Genomic DNA, 20,691 nt, shown 5'->3' on the forward strand with positions numbered 1-20,691 from the left:
CCGCTTTGTCGCTGGCCAGCTTGGCCTTGGTGCGGTACTTGCCGTTGGGCTGCAGGGTGGCGAGGTCAAAGGTGTGTTTGGCGATGTCGATGCCGATGACGCTGGGCATGGATTCTCCTCTCGATCCGTTCAGACGCGATCATCACTGCACCCGGCCCAACCTTGTGAATGCGAGCTCAAGGCTCTGGATACCGTTCGGGCTGTTCGAGTGAGTGTGGAGGGGCGGAGCACTATCTACGTTGCAGGCTCGCGGCCTAAGGGTGGGCACGGCTTCCTATCCCTCCCCCGATGATCAGTCGGGGACTATGCCCCTGGGGTGGGGCTGTAGTCGAGATACAAGGGTGGGCTTCAGCCCACCGCTTTCTACGGCACGCCCGACGTTCAACTGACTGCCGCGCATCGCTGATGCCTTCCGCTTCACCCTCCCGGCCGAATCCCTGACTTCTGCTCAGGGCTGCCGGGGGGCGGCGCAACACTTGGAGAAACGCGGTGGGCTGAAGCCCACCCTACGCCTCCCCACGCCTCCCCACGCCTCCCCTACGTCAGCGCGCCGACGACGCCACATACCTGACCGAAAACGCCGCTCCCAGGTGTTATCCACAGGCGGGAGCGGCGCTCGCTTGGTTGCTGTGCTCGGGCCTCAGCCCTGCAGGAACCGCAGTGCATCGGCGGCCGTCTGCTCGGGGATTTCTTCCATGGGGATGTGCCCCACGCCCGGGTAGGTGAGCACCTGGATGCCCGGGACGTCGCGCTGCCAGAGCGGTACGTGCTTGGGCGAGATCCAGCGGTCGCGCTCGCCCCACATCAGCAGGGTGGGTGCCTGGAGGGCGGCGACGCGCTCGGGGGTGCCTGCCAGCTCGTCCTTGTTGACCTTCAGCAGCACGCGGAAGATCTCCATCATCGCGCGGCGGTTGCCGGGGCGGCGGGTCAGGTCGTAGTAGCGGTCCACCACGCCGGGCTTGATCCGCCCCGGCTCGCCGTAGACCTCCTTGATGCCCTGGGCGATCAGCGCGCGGGGCATCCACATCGGCATCGCCACGGTGGCGCCCGGCAGCGCAGCGGCGGCGATCATCCAGGGCACCTTGCGCATCGGGTAGCCGGCCGGGTCCACCAGCACCAGGCGGTTGACCCGGTGCGGCTGCGCCAGGGCGAAGTTCCAGGCGATGTAACCGCCCAGGGAGTTGCCGGCGATGGAGGCCTTATCCACCCGCAGGTGATCCAGCAGCAGGCCGAGGATGCGCACCATGCGCTCGCCGGAGTAGTCACCGCTGCGCTTGGGGCCGGTCAGGCCGAAGCCGGGGACGTCGAAGCGGATGATCCGGTAGTGCGGCGCGAAGGCCTTCACCCAGCCATCCCAGGTGTGCAGCGAAGCGACCACGCCGTGGATCATCACCAGCGCCGGTTTGTCCCGGCTGCCTTCGTCGCGGTAGTGGACGTTGAAGCCGTCCAGCTCGATGTAGCGCGAGCCGGACTCGGCGTTGCCGTAGCGGGACTTGAGCCGGTCGAGCGGCAGCGAACCGAAGCCCAGGCGGGCAACGCCGACGGCCAGCGGGGGCATCATCGGCAGGCTGGTGGCGGTCATGGGAGGCACCTCGTGGTTGTTATTGTCGGTGCCTTATCAGAGCACGCCCCCACGGAGCCGGTGGCCCAGCCTAAGGTTGTGTCACGCCGGCCCGGCCTGGGGGCGCAGGGCGGCGATCAGCAGGTCGCCGAGCACCGCCGTGGCCTGCTCGATCTGCGCACGGGGCGCGGCGCTGGCGAGCAGGTCGAGGGAGGCGGCCTCCAGCGCCCAGATCAGCGCCCGCCCGGTGAGTGGCTCCAGGGCCGGCCCGCTGATCCGCAGGCGTTCGTCGAGCAGCGCCACCAGCGCTTCATGGGCCCGCCTGCGGTGGCTGGCCAGGGGCGAGCCGCTGCGCATGGCCTCCTCCTGCATCAGGCGAATGATCGGCCCGACGGCCAGGTGGTAGTCGAAGAAGCAGCGCACCATGGCGCGCAGCCAGGCCTCGTCGCTGCCGCTGGCTTCGCGCAGGGCGCGGAAGCGTTCCAGCAGCAGCACCACCGAGGTCTGGTAGATGCACGCCAGCACATCCATCTTGTTGGCGAAGTGCTTGTAGAAGGTGCGTCGCGACACCCGCGCCGCCTCCAGCAGGTCGTTCACCGTGGTGTCGTCGATGCCCTTGCGGGCGAACACCGGGATGGCCGCCAGCTGGATGTTGGTCTTCAGCAGGTGCCCCACCAGCGGACCGCCGCCCTCCCCTTGCTGGCGCGCCACGGCGCCGTAGCCGCCGAGGTCTTCGAACACCGCCAGAACGGCCCCACGCTCGCCCCCTTCCATCACGTCTCCTCACCGAACCAAGGCGCGGGTGACGGCGCCGCGCCGCCTCGCTACTCTTGGCGCGCCCCTTCCCGCCGGACCCGAATGCCGATGACGCTATCACGCCGCCTGCCCTGGCCGCTGGCCATCCTTTTGCTGGTGCTGTGCCTGCCGGCCGGCGCCGCCGACCTGTACTACCTTGGGCAGAAACTGCCGGACCTGCAGCGTCCCTGGGGCAGCCCGGAGTACCAGCAGCTGATCGAGGCCCTGGAGCGCATCGACAAGACCCAGGCCAACGCCCTGCCCCGCCGCAGCGGCGAGTTCACCGGGCCGATCTACCAGCGCATGGTCAATGAAGAGAACTTCAAGCCGCAGCTGAACATCTACGCCCCGCTGGAGCTGCGCCAGAACGAGGCGCGGGAGGTGCTGTTCCGCCTCAAGGAGCTGATGCGCCTGTACTTCGACTTCAAGGCCCCGCAGCAACCCTACGGCGCCGAAGCCCTGGGGCTGATGAGCTACTCCCTGCGCCAGCAGGCGGTGCTGTTCTCCCTGACGGTGGAGTTCTGGATGACCCTCTCGGAGAGCGAGCAGACCAGCGCGATCCGCCTCCAGGGCCTGCAGGAGACCAAGGACGCCGCCGCCATGCTCACCTCCAGCGCGCTGGACTACCTGGGCCTGACCAAGCAGTTCAACCGCGAGGACCTGGTGCTCTACGGCGCCGAACTGGCCAAGCAACTGCCGGAGCTGTACATCCACCTGCGCAGCGAGGTGCGCGCCCAGTTGCTGGCACGGGTCGGCGAGCTGGCGGAGAAGCACCCCTACCCCGAGGTGCGCGCCAGCATGAGCAGCCTGCTGCCGGTGCTGGCCGGCATCCAGCAGGATGTGGAAAAACAGCTGGCACAGCCGCCGAAGACCAAGCCGGCGGCACCGGCCCTGGACCTCAGCGCACCGCCGGCAACCTCAGCGCAATAGACCGAGGGCCTTGGCCCGGGCCACGGCCTGGGTGCGCCGCTCGACCCCGAGCTTGCCGTTGATGTGGCGGGCGTGGGTCTTCACCGTGTGCAGCGAGATGAACAGCCGCTCGCTGATCTCCTGGTTGGAACAGCCCTGTGCAATCAGCTGCAGCACCGCCAGCTCGCGGGTGCTGAGCATTTCCCCGCTGCCCAGCGACTCGCCAGGCGCGTCGCCCGCCGAGTCGCCGAGGTGTTCCAGCAGGGTCGCCTGGGGACCATCCGGGCGCGCGGCGATCTGTTCGCGCAACCAGCCACCGCGCTGGGTCAGCAGTACGTGGAACGGCAGCAAGGCGCCGCCGGCCATGGCATCGAACGCGCTGCCCAGGGCGAGTGACGCATCGCGCTCCTTGCCCATTTCCAGCAGCAGGTGCACCAGCGCGACTTGCGCGAACTGGGCCAACAACAGCGCACCGGCTTCCCGGGCGCGCAGTGCCAGGGCCCGCAGGCGACGCTCGGCCTCGGCGGCACGCCCCTCCACCCGGGCCAGGGCGGCCTGCTGCAATTCGACGTACATCGGCAACTGCGGGTGGAACTCCGGCGCGGCGGCCGGCTGCTCGCCGCCGTAGGTTTCCGACAGCCGCACCAGCCAGGCATTGGCCAGTTCCAGTTGCCCCTGGGCCAGCCACAGCTCGCATTTCACCAGGGTGGCCATGGCCAGGTAGTAGACCGGGGGAATGTCCCAGATGTGCATCAGCCGCTCGGCCTCGGCGAGCAGGGCGAAGGCGGCGGCGAAGCGGCCTTCGCGCCCTTCCAGGCTGGCCAGCACGGCGTAGCCGGTGAGCAGGCTGATGTCGCGACAGGCGCGGGCTTCGGCGATCCCGGCGAGCAGGCGGCTGCGTGCCGCCTCGGGCTGCAGGCGCTGGGCCAGCAGGTAGCCCTCGTACATCATCAGCCGTGCCCGTGCCGCGTAGTGGCGCTGGGGTGACAGGTCGCGCAGGCAATCGAGGCCCAGCTGCACTTCCAGGTAGGCCCGGTGCACCTCGCCCCGGGCGTGCAGCAGGCGCGAGCGGTCGTAGTGGGCGACGGCTTCGAACAGCGGGTTGCCGATGCGCTGGGCCAGTTCCAGGGCATCCCGGTTCAGGCCGCGGGCGCGCCACAGGTCGCCGCGCACCACGGCGATGTTGGCCAGGGTCGACAGGCACAGCAGGCGCTGGCCATAGCGCTCAGGGCTGAGGGTAGCGACCGCTTCGGCGCAGTGACGCTCGGCCAGGTCGATGTCGCCGCGCCCCCGGGCGATGACACCGCTCAGGGCGAGCCACTGGGACAGCAGGTTCTGCTGGGCCTGGGCGCTGGGCGCGGGCAGGAAGCGCGCCAGCTGTGCGCCCAGCTCCTCGGCGGCATCCAGCTGGCAGGCCAGGGCCAGCGCCAGGCTGTAGAGCATGATCAGCCGCGGGGTGCTGACCAGCAGGCTGTCGGGCAGGTCCATCTTCCAGCGCAGCAGCATGGCGATGTTCTGCTCGGCCAACAGTTGCTCCTCGGAGAGGTTCTGCACCAGGCTGGCGGCCACGTCGGGCTGGCCGGCGCGCAGGGCCTGTTCGATGGCCTCGTCCAGCAACCCCTGGGCGCTGAACCAGCGGCAGGCGCGCAGGTGCAGGCTGGCCTGGGGCAGGCTGCCGGCGCCGGTCGGCCGCGCCCGCAGCAGGTCGGAGAACAGGTGGTGGTAGCGGAACCAGCGGCCGTGCTCGTCCAGCGGGACGAGGAACACCTGGTTGGCCTGCAGCTGCTGGAGCAGCGCGGCGCTGTCGTGGCTGTCGCGCACGGCGTCGCAGAGTTCGGCGCAGAAGCGGTCGAGGCAGGCGGTGTCATAAAGGAAGGCCTGGATGTCCGCCCCCTGCCGTTCGATCACCTCTTCCAGGAGGTAGTCGCGGATCAAGCCTTCGTCACCGTGGGGGCCACGGGCCAGGGCCTGGGTGTCGCCTTCGTCCTGGCTGGCCAGCAGCCACAGGCGCAGGCCGGCGGCCCAGCCTTCGCTGCGCGACAGCAGGTGTTCGAGGCCGGCGCCCTCCAGCTCGACACCCTGGGCCTGGAGCAGTGCGGCGCTCTCCGCCTCGGTCAGGCGCAGGTCCTGCTCGTTGAGCTCCACCAGCTGCCGCGACAGGCGCAGGCGCGCCAGGTGCCAGTCCGGGCGCTGGCGGCTGGTCACCAGCAGCACCAGGCCGGCAGGCAGGTGGTTGAGGACGAACTGCAGGCAGCGGTCGAGCACGGCGCCCTGGGCAAGGTGGTAGTCATCCAGCACCAGCAGCACGGGCTGGCGGGGGTCAAGCCGGGCGGAGAGTTCGTCCAGCAGGCCGTCGATCCACTGCTCGAAGGCGAAGGGCTGGTGCCGCTGGCGCAGCTTCAGCAGGCCCATGGCCTCCTCGCCCAGACCGGGCAGAAGCTGGCGCAGGCCGTCGAGCAGGCGTTCGAGGAAGCGGCCGGGGTCGTTGTCCCGACGCCCGAGCCCGAGCCACAGGGTGCGCCAGGCCTCGGGCAACCCTTCGCAGAACTCAATGGCCAGGGAGCTCTTGCCGAAACCAGCCGGGGCGCTGACCAGCAGCAGGCGGCCGGAAAGCCCGTCGACCAGGCGGTCACACAGACGGGGGCGGGACAGGTGTCCTGCCGGCAACGGGGGTCGGAAGAAGCGTTCGCCCACCACCGGCATGGCAGTGGGCGCGAAGGACCGCGAACTGGAAAGGTCTGTCATCACCCGGCTTCTAGTAATGGTTATGCCGCGGGGGCGTGGACGTGGTGGCAGCCTATCCCCTCGGCCGATTCATTTGAAGTACCCGGGGAAATCATGGACAAGAAAAAGCCGGCCCGAGGGCCGGCTTTTTTACAACGTCCTACAGGATCAGCGAACGCCTGCCTGACGCAGGGCCGCCGGGGTGTAGTCGCTCTCGGAAGCGCTGTAGTTGAAGTCGTAGGACTGCTTCTCCTCGTTCTTCATGCCCAGGGCCAGGTAACGGCCGGAGAGCAGGTCGTACAGGGTTTCCACGGCGTACCAGGGCACCTGCTTGTCGTAGTAGTACTCGGCATGGGCCTCGGCAACGCGCCACAGGGTGCCACGGCCGTCGTAGTGGTCGATGGCCGCGGCTTGCCAGGTGTCTTCGTCGATGTAGAAGTCACGCTTGGCGTAGATGTGGCGCTCGCCCGGCTTCAGGGTGGCGACGACGTGCCACACGCGGTGCAGCTCGTAGCGGGCCAGGTCCTGGTTGATGTGGCCGGCCTTGATGATGTCGTCGTACTTCAGCTTCGGCGAGTCGAGGCGGTAGCTGTTGTAGGGGATGTAGATCTCCTTCTTGCCTTCCAGCTTCCAGTCGTAGCGGTCGGGCGCGCCGTTGTACATGTCGAAGTTGTCGGACGTACGCAGGCCGTCGGCAGCGGTACCCGGGCCGTCGTAGGACACCTGCGGTGCACGACGGACGCGGCGCTGGCCGGCGTTGTACAGCCACGCCAGGCGCGGCTCCTTCACCTGGTTGAGGGTCTCGTGCACCAGCAGGACGTTACCGGCCAGGCGCGAGGGCGCCGTCACGCGCTGCTTGAAGTAGAACAGCACGTTGCTGGGCTTGCTCGGGTCGTAGTCCTTCAGCTTGTCGCGGAAGGTGAACTCGTCCTGGAAGTACACCAGGCTGTAGGAGCCGTTGGGCTGCGGGGTGGCCTGGGTCACCAGGCGACGCACGCTGCCACCGCGATAGCGGGTGATGTGGTTCCAGATCGCTTCCAGGCCGTTCTGCGGGATCGGGAACGGGTTGGCGGTCTTGAAGTTCTCCAGGCCGTTACCGCCTTCCACCAGCTTGGTGGCGGTGGCGTTGGCCTTGGCGGCGGCGATCACGTCAGCCGGCACGGTGGCCGAACGGTGGGAGGGGAACACCGGCATCTTGTAGGAGTCCGGGTAGCGCTTGAACATGGCGTACTGGCCGGGGGTCAGCTTGTCCTTGTACTGGTCCACGTTCTGCGCGGTGATGGTGAACAGCGGCTTCTCGCTGGCGAAGGGGTCGGCGAGGAAGCCCTTGTCGTCCACCGCACCGGCGTTCTGCGGCAGGCCGCCGGTCCACTCGGGGATGCTGCCATCGGCATTGCCGGCCTTCTCCGCGCCCAGCGGGGTCAGGCTGGTGCCCAGCTTGGCCGCCTCGTCGGCCGGCACCGCCGCCATGACGGCGGAGGCCAGCAGCGACAGCGCCAGGGCACCGGTTTGCAGAAGAGTCTTTGTTGTTTTCATGGTGAGTCCTTGTCTTCCGGAGCCGCTTAGAAGTTCATGCCGAAGCTGAGCGCGAGGAAGTCGCGGTCAGTCAGGGTGTTGTACTTGCCGCCGAAGAAGTCGGTGTAGCTGAGGCTGGCGGTGTAGGTGTTCTGGTACTCGGCGTCCATACCCAGGCTCACAGCCTTGGCGCCTTCGGTGAACAGGCCGTTGGGGCCGTAGCCATGGACGTCGTGGGACCAGACTACGTTCGGCTTCAGGTTGATACCGGCGAAGACGTCGTTGTAATCCCAGACCGCGCGGATGCGGTAACCCCAGGAGGTGCTGGTGACATAGCCGTCGTCTTCGCAGTACTTGCTGACGTTGTCCGGGGAAGTGCCTGCGCCAGAACCGTTGAGAGTGCCCTTGTTCAAGCCCACGCAGGCCGAGTTACTGGCGCTGGCCGGGAAAACAGAGCCTGCACTATTGGGCAGTGTTCCTGGCAGGGGACCAGGGCCGAATACCGGATCACGTCCGTAGCGAACGTCAGAGGTACTCTCAAGCCCACCCACGTGTACAACACCCACCTCACCCACAAGAGTTACGCGCTCAGCGCCCATCACCTGATCGAAGAAGTGAGTCAACGTGGTCTGGAACTGGGTGATCTCCTTGCGGCGATAGCCGTGCTGGTCCTGACCCGGCACCCCACTCAGGAGCGAAACGTTGCTACGTCCAGGTAGAGGCGTAAGCCCGGAGTAGAGAATGTCGGTGGTATTCAGTTGCACCGGCGCGTTGGGGCGGTAGCTGATCTCGCCACTCCAGGCGGTACCGGTTGGCAACGTCGTGGAGAAGCTCAGGCCGTACAGGCGAATGTCCTCGGGGTACTCGATGAAGTAGTTCGAGTTACCTGCCACCACCAGCGGGGTCAAGGCACCGCCCGGACCGACGGATGCATAGCGGGACAGCGGAGCACCCGTGGCACTGAAGATGGGCGCGCGGCTGTGATAGTTCATGAAGAAGGCGCCGAACTCGGTATTCAGCTCATCGGAGAAATACCGAAGTGCGGTACCCCATTGCCCACTGTCTCGGGCATCACGGTCCTTCCCACGGCGCACGAGGACACCTTCCTCGTTGATGTCCACATTGTTGGCGGCCAAGGCCGGCAGCAATGCTGCGTTGATGGTGGAGCGCTTGTTCAACACTCGCAGGTTATCGGTACAGCCATCCGCGACGATATCCGGCTGAGCAAAGAAGGTACCGCAGTTGTCGGTAACGGTCTGGTCCCACTCCAGCTGGTAGAAGGCCTCGGCAGACAGGTTCTCGGTCAGGCTCTGGGACACATAGAACATGTTGACCGGGATCAGGCCTTCCTTGATCTCCGCGCCTGGGCGGCGGAATGCCGAGACATCGATCGGGTTGATGCTGTTGATACTGTTACCGATGAAGGTGCTCTCACCCCAGCTCACCACCTGCTTGCCCAGACGCACGGAGCCCGGCAGGTCGGCGATGTTGTAGTTGTGGTAGATGAAGGCGTCGAGGATCTGGCCGCCGGAGGACTTGGCGCCCTCTTTACGATTGTGGTCGTCGATGTCCTTGAACAGGCGACTCTCGTCTTTCAGCTCGAAGTCGTACCAGTACTTGCCACGAATGAAGACACCGGTATCCCCATACTTCAGCTCCAGGTCGTGGATGCCCTTGAAGATCTTCGAAAAGGTCTCGCCGCGCTTGAAGTTCAGGTGCGAGTCGTCGGAGGTCTGCGACAGGCCGCGACCGCCATTGTTCGAACCGATCAGGTCCTTGTCCGGACTGGCCATGGACCAGCTGGCCCCCACGGACAGCGACGAGTCGAACTGCCCCTCGATCTCACCGATGTTGAAAGTCACGCCGAATGCCGGGGCGGCGAGGGTGGATGCGAGGCTGACGGCTACGGGCAGCCGCGCCAGTCGCCAGATGGGTTTTCTAGTTGTTGTCATCGACGCTACTCCATGTGTGTTTTTTGTTATGGAATGAGCGGACTATAGCCAGCGGGCTATACCGCTTGATCCCTCTAAAGTGTGATTTGCTGCCCTGCGTACGGCCCGAGTCGCTCTGGCTCGCAGGTTTGGAGACTAGACCGAAGTAGCGATAGGTAAAGGCGGGGGTGACGCGGCAAGAGGCCGCAATCACTGGGCCAAGCGTTTGCTTGGTGGCTGGGCCGGGCCTTTCGGCCCGACCCAAGGGTGGGTCAGAGGGCGGAGAGGAAAGCGCTGCCGGAGGCCTGCCATTGGGCGATGTCGGCGCGGATACGTTTCTTGTCCAGTTTGCCCACGCTGGTCTTGGGAATTTCAGTAACAACGGCGATCTGGCTGGGAATGGCCCACTTGTTGATGTGGCCCTGCTCCACGAAGGGCTTGAGGTGCTCCTTCAGTTCCTTCGCATCCAGGGTGCAGCCGTCGCGGACCACCAGCAGTGCGAACGGGCGCTCGCCCCACTGCGGATCGGGCACCCCGACCACCGCCACCTCGCGCACCGCCGGATGACGGCTGACCAGGTCCTCCAGCTCCAGGGAAGAGATCCACTCGCCCCCGGTCTTGATCACGTCCTTGATGCGGTCGCGGATGTCGATGAAGCCCATGCCGTCCAGGGTCGCCACGTCACCGGTGTGCAGCCAGCCGTGCTCCCACAGCTCCTCGCTCTTCTGCGGCTCGTTGAAGTAGCCCTGGGTCAGCCAGGGGGCGCGCAGCACCAGCTCGCCCTGGGTTTCGCCATCCACCGGCAGCAGGTGGCCCTCGGCGTCCATGATGGCCGCCTCCACCAGCGGTACCGGCACACCGGCCTTGATGCGGTAGGTGGTGCGCTCGTCTTCGCTGCCAGCACGCAGTTCCTCGTTGAGGTGGGCGACGGAAATCAGCGGGCAGGTCTCGGACATGCCGTAGGCCGCCGTGAGCTGGATGCCACGGGCCTTGGCGGCTTCGTAAAGGGCGCGGTTCAGCGCGCTGCCGCCGATGATCACCTTGAGCCCACCGAAGTCATGGCCCTGGGCGCTCGGGGTGTTGAGCATCATCTGCAGGATGGTGGGCACGCAGTGGGAGAAGGTCACCTTCTCCTCGCGGATCAGCCGGCAGAGCATCTCCGGCTCGTAGCGCCCCGGGTAGACCTGCTTCACCCCCAGCATGGTGGCCACGTAGGGCACGCCCCAGGCGTGAACGTGGAACATCGGGGTGATGGGCATGTAGACGTCGTCGGTACCCATCAGGCGGATGCTGTCCAGCGCGCCGATGGTGGAGGCCATGGACAGGGTGTGCAGTACCAGTTGCCGGTGGGTGAAGTACACCCCCTTCGGGTTGCCGGTGGTGCCGGTGGTATAGAAGGTGGTGGCTACGGAATCCTCGTCGAAATCCGGGAAGGCGTAGCGGGGGCTGGCGACGGCCATCAGCGTCTCGTACTCGCCGACGAGGTTCGGCAGGTCGGCGCGCTTGTCGGCCGCGTCGGTCAGCAGCAGGGTCTTCTCCACCGTGGTCAGCTGGCCTTCGATGGCCTTGTAGATCGGCACGAACTCGCTGTTGACCAGCACGAAGCGGTCCTCCGCGTGGTTCATGGTGTAGAGGATCTGGTCCGGCGAGAGGCGGATGTTGATGGTGTGCAGCACCGCGCCGATCATCGGGATGGCGAACATGCACTCCAGGTAGCGGTGGCTGTCCCAGTCCATCACCGCCACCGTGTCACCGGCCTTCACACCGGCCTCGGTCAGCACGTTGGCCAGGCGCGCCACGCGCTCGACGAAGGTGGCGTAGCTGTAGCGCACCTGGTCGCGGTAGACGATTTCCCGGGTCTTCTCGTAGCGGCTGCCGGAGAGCAGCAGACGCTTGATCAGCAAGGGGTAGGTGTAGGCGTTGTCGGCCGGTTTGATGACTCGGGTCTGCACCATGGGAAAGCACCTGCGTACAAAGGGGTTTCATGTAGTCATGCGCACTCTAGAGCCCCGCGTCCAGTGCTCAATCAGTCAAAAGAATGATTTGCCACGTGACCCTTTGGCCACTTCCGGTCACGAGATAGAATCGTCCCACCCGGCCGGTCGCGGCCTGTCCCCACAGAGGAATCAAGAAGATGTCCGAGATCGTAATCGTCAGCGGCGCCCGCACCCCCATGGGCGGTTTCCAGGGCAGCCTCGCCGGTGTGTCCGCCGTCGACCTGGGCGCCCTGGCCATCCGTGAAGCCGTGGCCCGCGCCGGTATCGACGCCGCCGACGTGCAGGAAGTGATCATGGGTTGCGTGCTGCCCGCCGGCCTCAAGCAGGGCCCGGCCCGCCAGGCGTCCCTGAACGCCGGCCTGCCCGCCGCCACCGGCTGCACCACCATCAACAAGCTCTGCGGCTCCGGCATGAAGGCCGTGATGCTGGCCCACGACCTGCTCAAGGCCGGCACCAACAGCGTCATGGTCGCCGGCGGCATGGAGAGCATGTCCAACGCCCCCTACGTGCTGGAGAAGGCCCGCACCGGCCTGCGCATGGGCCACGGCGAGATCAAGGACCACATGTTCCTCGACGGCCTGGAAGACGCCCGCACCGGCCGCCTGATGGGCTCCTTCGCCCAGGAGACCGCCGACACGTACAACATCACCCGCGAAGAGATGGACGCCTACGCCATCGAGTCCCTCAAGCGTGCCCAGGCCGCCATCGCCGAGGGTGCCCTCGCCGCCGAGATCGTCCCGGTCACCGTCACCACCCGCAAGGGCGAGACCCTGGTGAAGGACGACGAGCAGCCGCTGACCGCCAACCTCGACAAGATCCCGACCCTGCGCCCGGCCTTCCGCAAGGACGGCACCATCACCGCCGCCAACGCCAGCTCCATCTCCGACGGCGCCAGCGCCCTGGTGCTGATGACCGCCGAGGAAGCCCAGCGCCGTGGCCTCAAGCCCCTGGCGAAGATCGTCGGCCACGCCACCCAGAGCCAGGACCCGAGCGAATTCACCCTCGCCCCCATCGGCGCCATGACCAACCTGTTCAGGAAGACCGGCTGGAGCAAGGACGACGTGGACCTGTTCGAGATCAACGAAGCCTTCGCCATGGTCACCATGCTCGCCATGCGCGAGCACGGCCTCGACCACGCAAAGGTCAACGTCTACGGCGGCGCCTGCGCCCAGGGCCACCCGGTGGGCTCCACCGGCTCGCGCATCATCCTCACCCTGATCAACGCCCTGCGTAACAAGGGCGGCAAGCGTGGCGTCGCCTCGCTGTGCATCGGTGGCGGCGAAGCCACTGCCGTGGCGGTGGAACTGCTGTAACCCGCCCGCGCGGCCAATGAAAAGGGGCTCCCGGACCAACGTCCGGGAGCCCCTTTTCATTCCACCCGGGCGAACCTCAGGCGGGCACCGCCTTGGGCGCGTGAGCCGGCGTCCTCGGGAAGGCCAGCGCCGCCGCGAAGGTCAGCGCACCGAACACCGCCAGCACCAGGTACAGCCCCACCAGCCCATGGCGCGGTTCGATGAAGGCGATCATCGGGATGGCCGCCGCACTGGCGCCGAAGGACAGGAAGTAGCGCAACGCGAAGACCCGCGCCTGCCACTGCGGCGCGACGAAGTTGGCCACCATCGCATCGTTCACCGTCACCTGGCCGAACACCGCGAACATGAAGGCGGCGCCCAGGGCGATCACCGCCCAGCCATCGGCATAGGCCATGGCCACCAGCAATGGCCCCTGGCAGAGGGTCATCACCACGAACGGCAGCTTCAGGCTGTAGCGATCCAGCACGCGGCCCATCAGCAACTGCGCCACGGCACCGAAGGCGTAGGCGATGCTGACGACGATGCCGAGGCTTTCCGGCGAGGCGAACAGGTCCACCAGGCGCTCCTGGAACAGCTTCGGATAGGTCATGGTCGAGGCGTTGAATATCACCCCGCCGGTGGCCGTCACCAGCGCCAGCACACCGAACACCAGGCGCATCGACACCTGCCCCGCCCCGCCACCCCGATGGGTGCCGGCCGCTGCGACGGGAGACGCCTCGTCCCTTACGCAGAGGGCGAACCACACGCCAATGGCCACCGACAAAGCGCCCGGCAGGATGAACGCCGCGCGCCAGCCGAAATGCGCGGTGAGAAAGCCCGTGACCAGCGCCGAGAACGCCACGCCCAGGTTGCCCCACATGCCGTTGATGCCGATCTCGCGACCACGGTTCTGCGCATGGGCCACCAGCATCGCCGTGCCCACCGGGTGGTAGATGGCGGCGAACACGCCCATCAGCCCCAGCCCCAGCACCAGCATCGGCGTGCTGCGGCTCAGCCCGGTGAAGATCGCCGCGCCGCCGATGCCGAGGAAGAACACCAGCATCATGTGGCGGCGGCTCCATTTATCCCCCAGCCAGCCGGCCGGTAGCGAGCAGGCCCCGAAGGCGATGAAGCCGCCGAGGGACAGGCCGATCAGTTCGGCATACGACAGCTCGAAGGTAGCGGTCATGCCCAGCACGGCGGCAGGGAAGATGAGCATGAACATATGGTCGATGATGTGGGCGGCGTTGATGAAGCGGATGACGGTACGCGGTCGGTTCATGGCAGTTTCGCTGCTGTTTGGTTGTTGTGGACCGCCATGCTAGGTTGGCCGCTTAGCAACGTTCTGCCAAAAAGATCATCGGAACAGCCATGTTCATCGACCATCTGCCCCAGGGCCGGATCGGCGCCGTCGCCCTCGACTACCCCGACGGCGCCCATGTCGACCTGCACCTGCACAACCAGGCGCAATTCCTCTACGCGGCGCAGGGGCTGATGCGCCTGGTCACCGAGGCCGGCGCCTGGGTCATCCCGCCGACCCGCGCGGTGTGGATCCCACCGGGTATCGAGCACCAGATCTTCATGTCCGGGCAGGTGCAGATGCGCACCCTGTTCATCGCCGCCGACGCCGCACCACCGAACCTCGATGCCTGCTGCGTGCTGGCGGTACCGCCGCTGCTGCGGGAGCTGATCCTGCGCCTGGTGGCGCTGGAGGCCGGGGATACCGATGACGAACACCGCAGCCTGGTGCAGCGCCTGATCCTCCACGAGATCGCCGCCCTGGAGCGCATGCCCCTGCACCTGCCGATGCCCCAGGACCGACGCCTGCAAGCCATCTGCCTGGCCCTGCTGGAAACCCCGGAGAGCACCCGCACCCTCGACGACTGGAGCCTGGAGGTGGGCGCCAGCACCCGCACCCTCAGCCGGCTGTTCGCCCAGGAGCTGGGCATGAGCTTCAACGACTGGCGCCAGCAACTGCGCCTCACCGAAGCCCTGCCGCGCCTGCTGGCCGGACACGGCGTGCAACAGGTCGCCCACGACCTGGGCTACGGCAGCGGCCGCGCCTTCAGCGCCATGTTCCGCCGCCTGCTGGGGGAAAACCCGAGGGAGTACGTGGCCAGCCTGGGGTTGCTGGCGACGCTGGAGAAAGGCTGATGTGCCAGATGCCGCCTGGTGGAGCGCAGGTGGCGGTGATGCGGTTCGCCGAGTTCACCGCATCCTACGGGATGCACACCACGGCTCCGTAGGATGGGCTGAGCTGTGCGAAGCCCATCGTTGCGAGGTGGAGCGCTTACTTCATCGAGGTGAACGCCAGCTTGATCCCCAGGCCCACCAGCACGGCGCCCATCAGGCGGTCGAACCAGTGGCCCAGGCGGGCAAAACCACTGCGCACACGCTCCTGGCTGAACAGCATCGCCACCAGGCAGAACCACACGGCGGTGGCACAGGCCAGGTAGAGGCCGTAGCCGGCCTGCACCGTCAGCGGGGTGTGGGGGTTGATGACCACGGTGAACAGCGAGAGGAAGAACAGCGTCGCCTTGGGGTTCAGCCCGTTGGTGACGAAGCCGGTGACGAAGGCACCGCGCGGGCTGCGCACCTCGCGGGTGAGTTCCGCCTCGGCCGCCGCCGGGTCGGCCGGGCGCGCCCGCAGGGCCTTGATGCCGATGTACAGCAGGTAGGCCGCCGCCAGCCATTTCAGCGCGTTGAACAGCACGATGGACTGGGAAACGATCAGGCCGATGCCCAGCAGCGAATAGGCCACGTGGACGAAGATCCCCGTGCCCACGCCGATCGCCGTCCAGGTCCCGGCGCGCCGTCCATGGGCCACGCTCTCGCGCACCACGATGGCGAAGTCCGGTCCCGGGCTGGCCACGGCCAGCAGGTGGATCAGGGCAACGGTGAGGAATTCCGTCCAGTACATGGCGCCTCCAGATTCGAGCCAAGGGTCTGTTAGGCTGGCCACCTTACGCCTCCCCAAGCCTCGGAAAAAGGTACAGCTGATGACCAACAGCCTCCGCGCCGTGTTCCTCGACCACGCCTCCCTCGACCTCGGTGACCTCGACCTGACGCCCCTGCGCCAGCTCTTCGGCGAACTGGTGCTGCACGAGCAGAGCGCCCAGGCCGACGTGGTGGAGCGCCTCCGGGGTGCGCCGGTGGCGATTACCAACAAGGTGGTGATCGACGCCGACGCCATGGCCGCCCTGCCCGACCTGCGGCTGATCCTGGTCAGCGCCACCGGCACCAACAACGTCGACCTCGCGGCGGCCCGCCAGCGCGGCATCACCGTCAGCAACTGCCGGGGCTATGGCACGCCCTCCGTGGCCCAGCACACCCTGATGCTGATGCTCAACCTGGCCACGGCCTTCCTCGACTACCAGCGCGACGTGCGCCAGGACCGCTGGCAGAAGGCAAGCCAGTTCTGCCTGCTGGATCACCCCATCGTCGAACTGGAAGGCAAGACCCTCGGCCTGCTCGGCCATGGCGAACTGGGCGGCGCGGTGGCGCGCCTGGCCGAAGCCTTCGGCATGCGCGTGCTGCTGGGTGCGCTGCCCGGCCGCCCCGACCGGGCCGATCGTCTGCCCCTGGAGGACCTGCTGCCGCAGGTGGACTTCCTCAGCCTGCACTGCCCACTGACCGAGCACACCCGCCACCTGATCGACGCCCACGCGCTGGCGCGGATGAAGCGCGGCGCCTTCCTGGTCAACACGGCCCGGGGCGGCCTGGTGGACGAACATGCCCTGGCCGACGCCCTGCGCAGCGGCCACCTGGGGGGCGCCGCCACCGATGTACTGACCCAGGAACCACCGAAGGACGGCAACCCGCTGCTGGCGGTGGACATCCCGCGCCTGATCGTCACCCCTCACAACGCCTGGGGCAGCCGCGAGGCGCGCCAGCGCATGGTGGAGCAGATGACCGAGAACACCGAGGCCTGGCTGGCGGGCACCCCGTGCCGTACGGTCGTCTAGGGCGGGTGAGTTTCTGGTAAAGTTCGCCGCTTTTATCAGGACCGACCCATGGACCCGCGCAGCGAAGTCGTGCTTCGACAGGCCGAACTGTTCCAGGGCCCGCTGCTGGCAGCGGGTCTTCCCGCCGACGACCTGCTCGGCACCCTGCCCCAGGCCCGGGGCTGGAGCTGGCACGCGGGCGAGCACGCCAGCCTGGAAGCCCGCTTCGCCGGCCGCACCACCTTCGGGGTGCAGGCGCCGGACGAGCCCTTCGAACAAGCCCTGCTGTTCCTGCCCAAGTCCCGCGAACTGACCGATTACCTGCTGGCCGCCCTGGCCGCCCGCCTGCCCGGCCGTCAGCTGTTCCTGGTGGGCGAGAAGCGCGGCGGCATCGAGCGTGCCGCCAAGCAGCTGGCCGCCTTCGGCACCCCGCGCAAGCTGGACAGCGCGCGCCATTGCCAGCTGTGGCAGGTGCGCGTCGACCAGGCCCCCGAACGCCCCGACCTGGACAGCCTGGCCCAGCGCTACAGCCTGGAGTTGCCCGATGGGCCGCTGCAGGTGGTCAGCCTGCCCGGCGTGTTCAGCCACGGTCGCCTGGACCGGGGCACCGCCCTGCTGCTGCCGCACCTCGACGACCTGCCCGTCGGCCCGGTGCTGGATTTCGGCTGTGGGGCCGGCGTCATCGGCGCCAGCCTCAAGCGCCGCTACCCGGCCAGCGAACTGCTGCTGCTGGACGTGGACGCCTTCGCCGTCGCCAGCAGCCGCCTGACCCTGGCCGCCAACGGCCTCGCTGCCGAGGTGATCGCCGGCGACGGTATCCACGCCGCGCCCAAGGGGCTGGCCGCCATCGTCAGCAACCCGCCCTTCCACCAGGGCGTGCACACCGACTACCAGGCCAGCGAAACCCTGCTGCGGGCCGCCGGCCAACATCTGCGCGCCGGCGGCGAGCTGCGCCTGGTGGCCAACAGCTTCCTGCGCTATCCGCCCCTCATCGAACAGGCACTCGGCAATTGCCAGACCCTGGCGGAGGGCGACGGCTTCCGCGTCTACCGTGCCCGCCGCTGAGCGGCGGGCGTTCCTGCATCTACCCACGACGAGCGGCTCCGGCCGCCGCGCCCATCCGGCATGAGACCGGACCCCTGGAGTTCTACCTTGACCGACCACACTGCCAACCCGCCGGCCGCCCACGGCCTGCACCGGGCGCTGAAGCCCCGTCACCTGAACATGATCGCCATCGGCGGCTCCATCGGCACCGGCCTGTTCGTCGCCTCCGGCGCCACCGTCGCCACGGCCGGCCCCGGCGGCGCCCTGCTGGCCTACGCCCTGATCGGCCTGATGGTCTACTTCCTCATGACCAGCCTGGGGGAGATGGCTGCCTACATGCCGGTTTCCGGCTCGTTCAGCACCTATGGCAGCCGGTTCGTCGACGATGGCTTCGGTTTCGCCCTGGGTTGGAACTACTGGTACAACTGGGCGGTGACCATCGCCGCCGAACTGGTGGCGGCCCAATTGATCATGAATTTCTGGTTCCCGGACGTGCCCGGCATCTACTGGAGCGGGCTGTTCCTGGCGCTGATGTTCGCGCTGAACGTGGTCTCGGTTAAGGGCTTCGGCGAGAGCGAGTTCTGGTTCGCGCTGATCAAGGTGGTGACGGTGGTGATCTTCATCGGCGTCGGCCTGGCCACCATCTTCGGCCTGATGAGCGGCATGCAGTCCCCGGGCTTCAGCAACTTCACCCAGGGCGAGGCGCCCTTCGTCGGCGGCCTGCAGGCCATGGTCGGTGTGGCGATGATCGCCGGCTTCTCGTTCCAGGGCACCGAGCTGATCGGCATCGCCGCCGGCGAATCGGAGAACCCGCGCAAGAACATCCCCATCGCCATCCGCCAGGTGTTCTGGCGAATCCTGATGTTCTACATCCTGGCGATCTTCGTGATCGGCATGCTGATCCCCTACACCGAGCCCAGCCTGCTGCAGAACGAGGCCAGCGACATCAGTGTGTCGCCCTTCACCCTGCTGTTCGAGCGGGCCGGCTTCGCTGCCGCCGCCAGCGTGATGAACGCGGTGATCCTCACGGCCATCCTCTCGGCGGGCAACTCGGGCATGTACGCCTCGACGCGGATGCTCTACACCCTAGCCCTCCAGGGCAAGGCGCCGAAGCTGTTCGCCCGCCTTTCCGACAGCGGCGTGCCGCGCAACGCGCTGTACGCCACCACCCTGGTGGGCGCGCTGTGCTTCTTCACCTCCATCGTCGGCGACAGCACCCTCTACACCTGGCTGCTGAACACCTCCGGCATGTGCGGCTTCATCGCCTGGCTGGGCATCGCCATCTCCCACTACCGCTTCCGCAAGGGCTACCTGCTGCAGGGCGGCCGCCTGGAAGACCTGCCCTACCGCGCCAAGCTGTTCCCCTTCGGCCCGCTGTTCGCCTTCGCCCTGTGCCTGGCGATCACCCTCGGGCAGAACTACGAGGCGCTGGTGGGCGAGCAGATCAACTGGGTGGGCCTGGCGGCCACCTACATCAGCCTGCCGCTGTTCCTGGTGATCTGGCTGGGCTACCGCCTGCGCAAGGGCAGCCGCTTCGTGCGCTACGCCGAGATGGACGTACGCCCCACCCTCGACTGACCCGGCGGCGGGCTTGCCCAGCGAGCCCGCCTTGTGCAAAATGCGCCCCGTCCTAGGGGAGTAGTCTCCCGCGAGCGCCCTGCTCGCCCGGTCCGCGTCAACACACTTGGTCCACAGACCATGGCGCGGATGACCCCGAGCCTGCACAGACAGGCCAGCGGTTTGACAAGACCTATGACACACACAACCTGACCCGGGGCGGGCAGATTGCGTGTGTCATGGTGATTAGTCGACCCGCCCCCGTAGGAACCCTGATGCTGGAATCCCTGTTCGTCCCCACCCTGATCGTTGCCCTGGCCGAGATCGGCGACAAGACGCAATTGCTCGCCCTGCTCCTGGCTGCGCGCTTCCGCAAACCCTGGCCGATCATCTGGGGCATCATCGCCGCCACCCTGGCCAACCACTTCGCGGCCGGTGCGGTGGGCAGTTGGGTCGCCGGCTTCTTCTCCCCCGCCACCCTGGGCTGGATCCTCGCCGCCTCCTTCGCCGCCGTGGCCCTGTGGACCCTGGTGCCGGACAAGCTGGACGACGACGAAGCCTCCGGCCTGAAGAAATACGGCCCCTTCCTCACCACGCTGATCGCCTTCTTCCTCGCCGAGATGGGCGACAAGACCCAGGTCGCCACCGTGATGCTGGCCGCGCAGTACCCGCACTTCGTGCTGGTGGTCGCCGGTACCACCCTGGGCATGCTGATCGCCAACGTCCCCGTGGTCCTGGCGGGCAACTTCGCCGCTGATCGCCTGCCCCTGGCCCTGATCCGCCGCCTCGCTGCCGTCGCTTTCGGCGTCCTCGCCGTCTACGCCGCGTGGCAGGCCTGGATGCTGACCACCGCGAGCTGATTCGCCACTTGGCTGACGCCGGAACGCCGGCGTTTCAGCCAATGGCAGGCGGCTGGCAACTGGTAGATTCCCGCCGATCTGCAGAACCGGCGAAGGAGACAGCGGATGTCGACCGAAGACCTGAAACGCGTCGTGCGCCAGCACATCGACCTCACCTGGAACAAGGGCCGTCTGGCACTGGCCGAGCAGTTGCAAAGCAAGGACTTCCTCTACAAGAGCTCCTTCCTCGGGCAGACGCTGGACAGCGCCGGCTACGCCGGGATGGTGCAGGAGATCCGCGAGGCCATGCCCGACCTGGAAGTGGTGGTGGAGGAATGCATCGCCGAAGGCCACAAGGTGTTCACCTGGAGCACCCTGATCGGCAGCATCCAGAAGCCCGCCCTGGGCTACCCGCCCAGCGACCGGGTGCTGAGCATCTCGGCCATGGCGTTCTGGACCCTCAACAGCCTGGGGGAGGTGCAGGAGCTGTGCACGATGTTCGACATGGAAAGCTTCCGCGCCCAGCTGGGGTTGGCCAGCCGCGCGTACGCGGAAAAAGCGCTGCCCTGAGGCAATGGGAACC

16 protein-coding genes and 1 riboswitch are annotated in these 20,691 nt (G+C 67.2%); of the genes, 8 read left to right on the forward strand and 8 right to left on the reverse strand.

The genetic code is table 11. The features are described from left to right. Nucleotides 1-640 precede the first annotated feature (640 nt). Both BM198_RS25370 and BM198_RS25375 read right to left on the reverse strand, forming a co-directional pair. Nucleotides 641-1,582, reverse strand: a complete 942-nt coding sequence (locus tag BM198_RS25370) for an alpha/beta fold hydrolase (protein ID WP_069563974.1) — start codon at nt 1,580-1,582, stop codon at nt 641-643. A gap of 81 nt (nt 1,583-1,663) precedes the next feature. Further along, complete coding sequence (locus tag BM198_RS25375) at nt 1,664-2,335, reverse strand: TetR/AcrR family transcriptional regulator (protein ID WP_074973432.1); 672 nt, start codon at nt 2,333-2,335, stop codon at nt 1,664-1,666. 84 nt (nt 2,336-2,419) lie between these two features. Between BM198_RS25375 and BM198_RS25380 the strand changes: the two genes are divergently transcribed. Continuing rightward, entirely contained in the window at nt 2,420-3,286 is an 867-nt protein-coding gene (locus BM198_RS25380) for a hypothetical protein (protein ID WP_074973433.1), read from the forward strand. Here BM198_RS25380 and BM198_RS25385 read toward each other — a convergent pair. From BM198_RS25385 to BM198_RS25400, 4 genes are all read right to left on the reverse strand, one after another. After that, entirely contained in the window at nt 3,275-6,010 is a 2,736-nt protein-coding gene (locus tag BM198_RS25385) for a winged helix-turn-helix domain-containing protein (protein WP_074973435.1), read from the reverse strand. The two genes, BM198_RS25380 and BM198_RS25385, sit on opposite strands and share 12 nt — an antisense overlap. 147 nt (nt 6,011-6,157) lie before the next feature. Beyond that, on the reverse strand, nt 6,158-7,525 hold the full coding sequence (locus tag BM198_RS25390) for a DUF1329 domain-containing protein (protein ID WP_074973437.1): 1,368 nt from the start codon (nt 7,523-7,525) through the stop codon (nt 6,158-6,160). A gap of 26 nt (nt 7,526-7,551) precedes the next feature. Next, nucleotides 7,552-9,456: a DUF1302 domain-containing protein gene (locus BM198_RS25395; RefSeq protein WP_044403265.1), complete on the reverse strand. Its 1,905-nt coding sequence runs from the start codon at nt 9,454-9,456 to the stop codon at nt 7,552-7,554. A 251-nt stretch (nt 9,457-9,707) separates the two neighbouring features. Beyond that, nucleotides 9,708-11,390 (reverse strand): fatty acid--CoA ligase, encoded by a 1,683-nt coding sequence (locus BM198_RS25400; protein ID WP_074973439.1) that lies wholly within the window; start codon nt 11,388-11,390, stop codon nt 9,708-9,710. Nucleotides 11,391-11,569: 179 nt separating this feature from the next. On the opposite strand from BM198_RS25400, the gene BM198_RS25405 reads away from it, so the two are divergent. Further along, complete coding sequence (locus BM198_RS25405) at nt 11,570-12,745, forward strand: acetyl-CoA C-acyltransferase (RefSeq protein WP_044403260.1); 1,176 nt, start codon at nt 11,570-11,572, stop codon at nt 12,743-12,745. 76 nt (nt 12,746-12,821) lie between these two features. On the opposite strand, the gene BM198_RS25410 is transcribed toward BM198_RS25405, so the two are convergent. After that, nucleotides 12,822-14,006: an MFS transporter gene (locus BM198_RS25410; RefSeq protein ID WP_074973441.1), complete on the reverse strand. Its 1,185-nt coding sequence runs from the start codon at nt 14,004-14,006 to the stop codon at nt 12,822-12,824. 89 nt (nt 14,007-14,095) lie between these two features. On the opposite strand from BM198_RS25410, the gene BM198_RS25415 reads away from it, so the two are divergent. Next, entirely contained in the window at nt 14,096-14,878 is a 783-nt protein-coding gene (locus BM198_RS25415) for an AraC family transcriptional regulator (RefSeq protein ID WP_074973443.1), read from the forward strand. 136 nt (nt 14,879-15,014) lie between these two features. On the opposite strand, the gene BM198_RS25420 is transcribed toward BM198_RS25415, so the two are convergent. Further along, on the reverse strand, nt 15,015-15,644 hold the full coding sequence (locus BM198_RS25420) for a LysE family translocator (protein WP_074973445.1): 630 nt from the start codon (nt 15,642-15,644) through the stop codon (nt 15,015-15,017). 79 nt (nt 15,645-15,723) lie between these two features. On the opposite strand from BM198_RS25420, the gene BM198_RS25425 reads away from it, so the two are divergent. The 5 genes from BM198_RS25425 to BM198_RS25445 all read left to right on the forward strand — a co-directional run bounded on the left by BM198_RS25425 (nt 15,724) and on the right by BM198_RS25445 (nt 20,678). Beyond that, complete coding sequence (locus BM198_RS25425) at nt 15,724-16,689, forward strand: 2-hydroxyacid dehydrogenase (RefSeq protein WP_074973447.1); 966 nt, start codon at nt 15,724-15,726, stop codon at nt 16,687-16,689. A gap of 48 nt (nt 16,690-16,737) precedes the next feature. After that, a complete protein-coding gene (locus BM198_RS25430) occupies nt 16,738-17,733 on the forward strand; it encodes a class I SAM-dependent methyltransferase (RefSeq protein ID WP_074973449.1) in 996 nt (331 codons plus the stop codon). 60 nt (nt 17,734-17,793) lie between these two features. Continuing rightward, on the forward strand, nt 17,794-19,290 hold the full coding sequence (locus tag BM198_RS25435; RefSeq protein WP_074973451.1) for an amino acid permease: 1,497 nt from the start codon (nt 17,794-17,796) through the stop codon (nt 19,288-19,290). Nucleotides 19,291-19,333: 43 nt separating this feature from the next. Further along, nucleotides 19,334-19,454: riboswitch (yybP-ykoY riboswitch) on the forward strand. Nucleotides 19,455-19,547: 93 nt separating this feature from the next. After that, a complete protein-coding gene (locus BM198_RS25440) occupies nt 19,548-20,129 on the forward strand; it encodes a TMEM165/GDT1 family protein (protein WP_107330527.1) in 582 nt (193 codons plus the stop codon). A gap of 105 nt (nt 20,130-20,234) precedes the next feature. Further along, entirely contained in the window at nt 20,235-20,678 is a 444-nt protein-coding gene (locus BM198_RS25445; RefSeq protein WP_044403238.1) for a ketosteroid isomerase-related protein, read from the forward strand. Nucleotides 20,679-20,691: the final 13 nt, after the last annotated feature.

The sequence above is a fragment of the Metapseudomonas otitidis genome (assembly GCF_900111835.1).
In the GTDB taxonomy this organism is placed as follows: Bacteria; Pseudomonadota; Gammaproteobacteria; order Pseudomonadales; family Pseudomonadaceae; genus Metapseudomonas; species Metapseudomonas otitidis.

Excerpts from the sequence above, each read along its gene's own strand:
- BM198_RS25370 (WP_069563974.1), bottom strand. The coding sequence starts at position 1,582 with ATGACCGCCACCAGCCTGCCGATGATGCCCCCGCTGGCCGTCGGCGTT.
- BM198_RS25410 (WP_074973441.1), bottom strand. The coding sequence starts at position 14,006 with ATGAACCGACCGCGTACCGTCATCCGCTTCATCAACGCCGCCCACATC.
- BM198_RS25425 (WP_074973447.1), top strand. The coding sequence starts at position 15,724 with ATGACCAACAGCCTCCGCGCCGTGTTCCTCGACCACGCCTCCCTCGAC.
- BM198_RS25405 (WP_044403260.1), top strand. The coding sequence starts at position 11,570 with ATGTCCGAGATCGTAATCGTCAGCGGCGCCCGCACCCCCATGGGCGGT.
- BM198_RS25445 (WP_044403238.1), top strand. The coding sequence starts at position 20,235 with ATGTCGACCGAAGACCTGAAACGCGTCGTGCGCCAGCACATCGACCTC.
- BM198_RS25395 (WP_044403265.1), bottom strand. The coding sequence starts at position 9,456 with ATGACAACAACTAGAAAACCCATCTGGCGACTGGCGCGGCTGCCCGTA.
- BM198_RS25400 (WP_074973439.1), bottom strand. The coding sequence starts at position 11,390 with ATGGTGCAGACCCGAGTCATCAAACCGGCCGACAACGCCTACACCTAC.
- BM198_RS25385 (WP_074973435.1), bottom strand. The coding sequence starts at position 6,010 with ATGACAGACCTTTCCAGTTCGCGGTCCTTCGCGCCCACTGCCATGCCG.
- BM198_RS25380 (WP_074973433.1), top strand. The coding sequence starts at position 2,420 with ATGCCGATGACGCTATCACGCCGCCTGCCCTGGCCGCTGGCCATCCTT.
- BM198_RS25375 (WP_074973432.1), bottom strand. The coding sequence starts at position 2,335 with ATGGAAGGGGGCGAGCGTGGGGCCGTTCTGGCGGTGTTCGAAGACCTC.
- BM198_RS25390 (WP_074973437.1), bottom strand. The coding sequence starts at position 7,525 with ATGAAAACAACAAAGACTCTTCTGCAAACCGGTGCCCTGGCGCTGTCG.
- BM198_RS25430 (WP_074973449.1), top strand. The coding sequence starts at position 16,738 with ATGGACCCGCGCAGCGAAGTCGTGCTTCGACAGGCCGAACTGTTCCAG.
- BM198_RS25435 (WP_074973451.1), top strand. The coding sequence starts at position 17,794 with ATGAGACCGGACCCCTGGAGTTCTACCTTGACCGACCACACTGCCAAC.
- BM198_RS25415 (WP_074973443.1), top strand. The coding sequence starts at position 14,096 with ATGTTCATCGACCATCTGCCCCAGGGCCGGATCGGCGCCGTCGCCCTC.
- BM198_RS25420 (WP_074973445.1), bottom strand. The coding sequence starts at position 15,644 with ATGTACTGGACGGAATTCCTCACCGTTGCCCTGATCCACCTGCTGGCC.